7 protein-coding genes are annotated in these 6,215 nt (G+C 40.8%); 3 read left to right on the forward strand and 4 right to left on the reverse strand.

Annotation, left to right across the window (positions count from 1 at the left end; genetic code table 11):
* Positions 1–748 precede the first annotated feature (748 nt).
* Positions 749–1,144 carry a hypothetical protein gene (locus tag LC574_RS21810; protein ID WP_229455577.1) on the forward strand — a complete coding sequence of 132 codons (396 nt, stop codon included), beginning with the start codon at positions 749–751 and terminating at the stop codon, positions 1,142–1,144.
* A 327-nt stretch (positions 1,145–1,471) separates the two neighbouring features.
* On the opposite strand, the gene LC574_RS21815 is transcribed toward LC574_RS21810, so the two are convergent.
* A complete protein-coding gene (locus tag LC574_RS21815) occupies positions 1,472–1,624 on the reverse strand; it encodes a hypothetical protein (RefSeq protein WP_229455579.1) in 153 nt (50 codons plus the stop codon).
* Between the two features lie 130 nt (positions 1,625–1,754).
* Between LC574_RS21815 and LC574_RS21820 the strand changes: the two genes are divergently transcribed.
* Complete coding sequence (locus LC574_RS21820) at positions 1,755–2,483, forward strand: hypothetical protein (protein ID WP_229455581.1); 729 nt, start codon at positions 1,755–1,757, stop codon at positions 2,481–2,483.
* A 399-nt stretch (positions 2,484–2,882) separates the two neighbouring features.
* On the opposite strand, the gene surE is transcribed toward LC574_RS21820, so the two are convergent.
* Positions 2,883–3,563, reverse strand: a complete 681-nt coding sequence (gene surE, locus LC574_RS21825) for a 5'/3'-nucleotidase SurE (protein ID WP_229455589.1) — start codon at positions 3,561–3,563, stop codon at positions 2,883–2,885.
* A gap of 392 nt (positions 3,564–3,955) precedes the next feature.
* Between surE and LC574_RS21830 the strand changes: the two genes are divergently transcribed.
* Positions 3,956–4,693, forward strand: coding sequence for a photosystem II repair protein Psb32 (locus LC574_RS21830; protein WP_229455582.1), 738 nt, complete (start codon positions 3,956–3,958; stop codon positions 4,691–4,693).
* A 65-nt stretch (positions 4,694–4,758) separates the two neighbouring features.
* Here LC574_RS21830 and LC574_RS21835 read toward each other — a convergent pair whose 3' ends face one another.
* Positions 4,759–5,142 (reverse strand): DUF4346 domain-containing protein, encoded by a 384-nt coding sequence (locus LC574_RS21835; RefSeq protein WP_229455587.1) that lies wholly within the window; start codon positions 5,140–5,142, stop codon positions 4,759–4,761.
* A gap of 179 nt (positions 5,143–5,321) precedes the next feature.
* Positions 5,322–6,215 (reverse strand): GNAT family N-acetyltransferase (locus LC574_RS21840; RefSeq protein ID WP_229455588.1); only part of this gene is annotated, 894 nt, incomplete at its 5' end.

Below are 6,215 nucleotides of genomic sequence, written 5' to 3' on the forward strand. Positions count from 1 at the left end.
GGGTATTAACCTCCCCAAGATTAATTTTTCGCCCACGAGGGGCGAGGCATGTACCGGGTTAATAGCTAATAGCTAATAGCTAACAGCTTTGTCAACTTAAGCTAAAAATCGCTTATCTGTTGGCTTCGACGCCCGCCCAGAAATGAATTTCAGGGCTTATAGCTAAAGTCTACTGAAGTAGACTAAAGATTTTTCGGATTATTTAGTCATCTTCAGATGACTTTCGCTATTAGCAAGGAACTTCAGTTCCTTGCGGGACATGGCTTTTACGTTAAGTTGACACGTATGAGCAATGCGCTTTACCCCTACAACAGATGTGGTTCAAATACATGAAAACTGCTGTAAGTACAAGGAAGAAAAACGAACCGCATTCGCGCAGCGTCTCCTTAGAGAAAAACGCAAAGAAAGAAGTTAAAAGGGTTTGGCGCAGCCTCACAAAGAAATGATATTAACAATAACCCTCTTTCCTTAAAAGCCTCCTCTGCCTCCCCTGCTACCCCTACAACTGAGTAATAGCGCTGCATAAATTTTTAGATTGCCTCAGTTAAATATATATCTGTTCAAATTTGTCCTGAACTTTGCTGTCGATTTATTTTTTCAGTACTTGCGCTCAATTAGCTCACCCATTCGGGTGAGGAATAAACCAACCGCTCAGGTGAACTGAGTGCAGGAAGTTGAGACTGATAAAAAATAAGACTCTATTACTCGATAACACTAATTGCACTTTACTCTAACTAAGGATAACCCTATGAAATTCTCCACCTTGGTAGATTCTGTACTCATTGTTGCTTCTATTGCTTTATTACCTGGAATCGGTGGCGCTCAAATAGGTACTAACAATAGTGGCGAACCTATAGCTATCAACTCTAACAATTTACTCACTCATTTTACGAACGTCAGCTACCTCAAACCCTTTGATGCTGCATTTCTAGCTTATCAAGGTAAGTTGAAAGCACAAGGTATTCCTAGTGGTAGTGCTTTGGTTTCTCAATACCAAACAGGAAGCCTGACTGCACTAGATGTGGTTAAGGCTGCTGTCAACGCTAAAAAGTTACCAGCACAAGCTTTGAATGATACAAATTACCTAAATGCCATTGAGTCGCAGCTGACATCATTCAGTAACATTAGTAATTTATTTTACTAAATATATTGTTGCAGAGGTTCGTAAGGGATTTATAAAATGCTTTACTATCATCTCGTTGCTTTGATAAGAAAATGCTTCACAAAGGAGGAAAAGCTGCTCTCTTCCCCGTCAGCACCATCCCATTACCAAAAATTACTTTAACCCCTTCAACCTTTGAGGGGTTTTTAGTTTGTGCTACGCTTGCTGCTTGCTCTAGCGTCGTCCCTAATACGGTTCAGTAGATAATTGGTATTTTAAGACGCGATAAATCCCGTCTCTACATGAGGGTTTTGGGCTTATCTGAACTGTATTGGCGTCATCCCCTTTCCCCAACGCACCTTTTCATATTTAACGCGATCGCCCCTCGCCTTGCTTGGCGCAGTGCATTTGAAGCCTAGCTTTTACTTCTGGAATGCTTGTATAGCAATACTTTTTACCCTGCCAAGGTGCGTAGGCGTAGCCCGTTGAAGACATCGCTTCTACAGTCGCATACCATATCACACAGATGAAAAAATGGTCGGGTAATAAATTATTTACTGTTCTATCAAATTAACGTTGTTAAGTTACTCAGCAGGTGTAGTTCTCACCTCCAAGCTGTGTTAGTGTGACCCGAAATAGGAGTATAGATCCGTTGCTAAAGCTTTCTCCAGAATCTCCTCTATTTATTGTATTAATTATCATTAGTTTTCTAGTAGTAACTTTGTCAACTTGGCTCTCATCTAAACCATTCGTTTTAAAACCATTTGGGCTTAATGATATTATCCAGCTACTCACCTTACAATTATTTATTTCTTTGTTGTTAGAGCGTTTTTTAGAAGTTTTTATAACTACTTGGCGCGGCCCATTTGTCGAACAATTAGATATTAGTATTCAGCAAAAAAAGGCTTTACTCTCGGAAAAAATAAGACTTATGGAAGTACAACAAAACCAATATCCTTCTTTAGAATCCAATCGAATTAGTGGACTCCCACCTGAAGGAATGAGTTTAGAGCAGCAAATCATCCAAAACTTTACACAAAACCAACAAGAACCGTTAAAAATATTCAAGCCACAAATTGATGATATAAATGAAAAAGAGCGCCAAAAAACAGCATATAAATCTGATACACGAATAATTGCTTTATGGACATCCCTTTTATTCGGTCTTTTAATGAGCGCAATAGGTATTCGCTCAATCGAGCCACTTGTAATTATTGATTTAGATAATCCAATACAAGTAGTTATTTTCCGTTGTTTAGATGCATTGCTAACAGGAGGTTTAATTGCAGGAGGTAGCGAGGGAATTCATAAGATTATAAAAGTTTTTATCGACTTTATGGAAGCTACATCTAAACAAATAAAAAATCAGGGTTTATCTTAATTAAAGGAAGCAATTTTATACTAAATATTGTAACTACTATAGGAATCGTATTTGATTTTTGAAATTATCTACGTAGGCGGGGAGTGGGTAGAGACGCGATTAATCGCGTCTGTACGGAGTAGGGAATAAGGAATTAGGCTTTTCGAGTTGTACCGAGCTTTTTCAGAAATCAAATATTAGTCCTATATGAAAATTAAAGTAATCTCTATCCTAAATAGATAGTTTCATCTTCGCATAGATAATGTTTTATGTCTTTACAGCGCTTTTCAAGTAATTGAACTACACCACTCCCTACTCCCCACTCCCCACTCCCCGTCTCATCTGTGGTCTAAATACCTGAAAAATGCTGTAATTCAAGCGTTAGATGACTAAGACCAATTTGGATTCTGGATTCAATCGTCAAACCCTTAACTGAGTTACCGCAATATTGCCGGAAAAACATACATCCACATCTCTACCAGGAGTGCGATCGCGTTTGCCATATTCGCCTACATAATAAAAATTATCGCCTTCAATTCGATAGTTTATAGGCAAAGGTCTGTTACAGGGTTGGCAAAACACCATATTCGGATCTGGTTCTCTTGGTTGCAGATGCGGCAAGTTTACATTCCAAAAGCTTCCCGGTTCTAGGGGACGCTTGAGTAATTCCGCTAAAACTTCAGCTGTGAATTTGGCGGCCAAATCCCAATCAAAATTCTGCTTGGCTTTGCGATATTGAGAAATGGCAATTCCAGGAATACCGTGCATTGCGGCTTCCCGTACAGCAGCCACTGTGCCAGAAATGTAGACATCTACTCCCAAATTGCCCCCAGCGTTGATACCTGAAACCACAAATTTGACATCTGCGGTGATTTGTGTTAATGCAATTCTCACACAATCGGCGGGAGTGCCTGCGATCGCATACTCAGTCTCAGAGCGTCGCTGAAGGTTGATGGCACGAGTGGTAGTAACTTGATGTCCACAGCCAGACTGATGATCAGCAGGAGCAACGATAATAGCATTTTTGCCGTTTACAGCTTTGAGCAGCGATCGGATACCAGGGGCATCAATGCCGTCGTCGTTAGTTAAAATTATGGTCATGTACATATATATTATTATATTGATATAAATTTAGCTAAAATATCCAAAAAATGCAGATATCAACCCATCAATGGGTATAGCAGGAAAAGCTACTTGCAGATATGAAAAAATATGCTTAATTCTGTCAAAAATATTGATTATACGATATCATTTCTAGATGGTTTGCAAATTCCGCCCTAAGTTTTTGGGTTAATCCCCAAAATGGGCGGTATTTCTTGTCAATTTATTGCTTGCAACCGCCCTCAGAACAAGTTTGTGCAATCAAAAAATCCCGTAAAATATATATCTGCTGGCAGTAGCAGAAACTTGATACTGGAGAAAACCGGGAACGAGAAGATTTTGGCAGTGGTTCTGTAGTATTTTTGGTGCAAGTCTGTCTTAGGGATCACACGATGAAACAGCTCCTCAAACAAGTATTTAATAGTCAAAAACACCTCATCCGGCTAATTCTCCCTTTGGTGACGGTTATTTTAGCAGCCTCGCTGTTTGCCGCACCTGCTTTTGCCACAGGTGTGAATCAAATACCCAACCTCACAGCAGGGAATAACACCTGGGTTTTGGATCAAGGTGAAGTTATCAGCCGTCTGAATGAAGGTAAGATTAACAGCGCTTTCGAGGATTTGGCAAAGCAAACAGGTAAGAAAGTTAGAATTGTTACTGTTCGCCGCCTCGACTACGGTGAAACACCGGAAAGCTTCACCAAAGAACTGTTTGAAAAATGGTTTCCGACAAAAGAAGCCCAAGCTAATGAAACCTTATTGGTTATTGATACGGTTACTAATGGTACTGCCATTATTACTGGGGATGAAGTCAAGCCAATGCTTACTGACTCTATTGCCGAGAGTGTAGCTACTGAAACAGTAAGTGTGCCGTTACGCAATGGTAACAAATACAATCAGGCATTTCTAGATGCAAGCGATCGCCTTGTCGCTGTCCTCTCTGGCAAAGCCGATCCAGGGCCACCCCAAATAAGTGACAATGTACAGGTAGAAGGCACGTTCAAGAAAGCAGGAGAAACTGACCAAGGTAACGCTACTGCTTGGGTAGTAGGATTGTTAATTGCCGCCACCGTTATCCCAATGGCCACTTACTATATCTATCAGATAAATCAGCCATCATCTAATGGGTAATGAAAGAGTTAGGAGTGAGGAGTTATGAATTTCTAACTCTTAACTTCTAACTCCTAACTTTTAACTTAATCTTGAACATACTCTTGCTGTGTAACTAAAGCTACCTCAGCCCGAACAAATTCTCGACCTAAATAAGCTGCATGATTGAATTGAGTTACAGGAGAGGGCTGAGTTTCTTCAAAAATCCTCACGCAAAGTTCTTTCGCCGTCCTCGCGCTAAAAACAGTTGTGTGAGTTCGTTCTACCTTTCCTCGTGCAGGAATTACCTTTCCCGTTTCGGGATCGACAGCTAAACCGCGATCGTCAATCACATTTGTAAAATGCTTGGCATAAATTAACCCGGCATCTCGATCCAAGTAAATAATGAAATATCCACCTGGATCAAGGTCAATATGGCGCTGGGAAAGTTTATCATCAATTGCGGCTAAATCTTCAACTATTAAATCCATAAGCATTCTAAAAAGAAATTTTCTTTCTTGAGGGTTTTTTGACTCTATATCAAGTGTAATTCGTCGTTCACCCTCTGACTTGAAAGTTGGGAGTAGGGAGTGGTGAGTGGTGAGTGGGGAAAGACTACTTTCATGCTTGGTTGTGAAACTTGCTTCATCGGGACTGCCTTGGCAAACTTTTAAGAATCTCGGTTACTAAATGGCAACTCTGCATTAATTGCCTCAATTTCCTGCTGTTCGAGTTGATTCACTTCCTTAATATAGGGACGTAAAATTTGTCCTAAACGATTATTGTAAAAGCGGTGCAAACTATGATTGGGCATGGCGGGGAAACCGCGCCGTTTTTTGTGACGCCCGCCCGCGCCAGGGTCAAAAATTTGGATACCGTTAGCGATCGCCCACTCAATCGGTGCATAATAGCAAGCATCAAAATGTAAGCAATCTATTTCTTGAAAACTTCCCCAATAGCGTCCATAGAGTTTGTCACCTTTAAACAAACAAAAGGACATTCCTAAAGGATGAGAGTTATCTTGCTCGCTATATGCAGCAAAAAACAAGACTCGATGGCGATAATCGGCGTGTAACTGCTCAAAAAACCTCCGTGTGAGATATTTACTACCCCACCAGCCAAACTTATCACAGGTGTCAGCATAGAATTGGTGCATCAAGGGAAATAAAGACTGAGGAATTTCATCACCAGTTAGAGGTTGCAATCGTAAACCTGCTTTTTCCACAGCTTTGCGTTCCCGCTTGATATTGCGGCGCTGATTGGCGTTGAAAACTTTCAAGTAGTCATCAAAAGTTTTAAACCCAGCATTTTCCCAGACGTAGCTGTGGTGCAGCCAAGTTGTAAAACCATGCCGTTCCAGCATCGGACGCCATTCGGGATCGACGTAAAGAAAATGACACCCAGAAATTCGATTTTTGGCGCAAAAAGTGTCAATTTCATGCACCATAATCGCGGTGATTTCGTCTTCATCTTCTCCTGGGGCAATTAAGAACCGATAGCCTTCAGCTGGGGTAAATGGTGTCATTCCCAGCAATTTTGGGTAATATTGGACTCCGATGCGATC

It is taken from the genome of Nostoc sp. CHAB 5715 (assembly GCF_020829685.1).
Classification (GTDB): Bacteria; Cyanobacteriota; Cyanobacteriia; order Cyanobacteriales; family Nostocaceae; genus Nostoc.

Excerpts from the sequence above, each read along its gene's own strand:
- LC574_RS21830 (WP_229455582.1), top strand. The coding sequence starts at position 3,956 with ATGAAACAGCTCCTCAAACAAGTATTTAATAGTCAAAAACACCTCATC.
- LC574_RS21810 (WP_229455577.1), top strand. The coding sequence starts at position 749 with ATGAAATTCTCCACCTTGGTAGATTCTGTACTCATTGTTGCTTCTATT.
- surE (WP_229455589.1), bottom strand. The coding sequence starts at position 3,563 with ATGACCATAATTTTAACTAACGACGACGGCATTGATGCCCCTGGTATC.
- LC574_RS21835 (WP_229455587.1), bottom strand. The coding sequence starts at position 5,142 with ATGGATTTAATAGTTGAAGATTTAGCCGCAATTGATGATAAACTTTCC.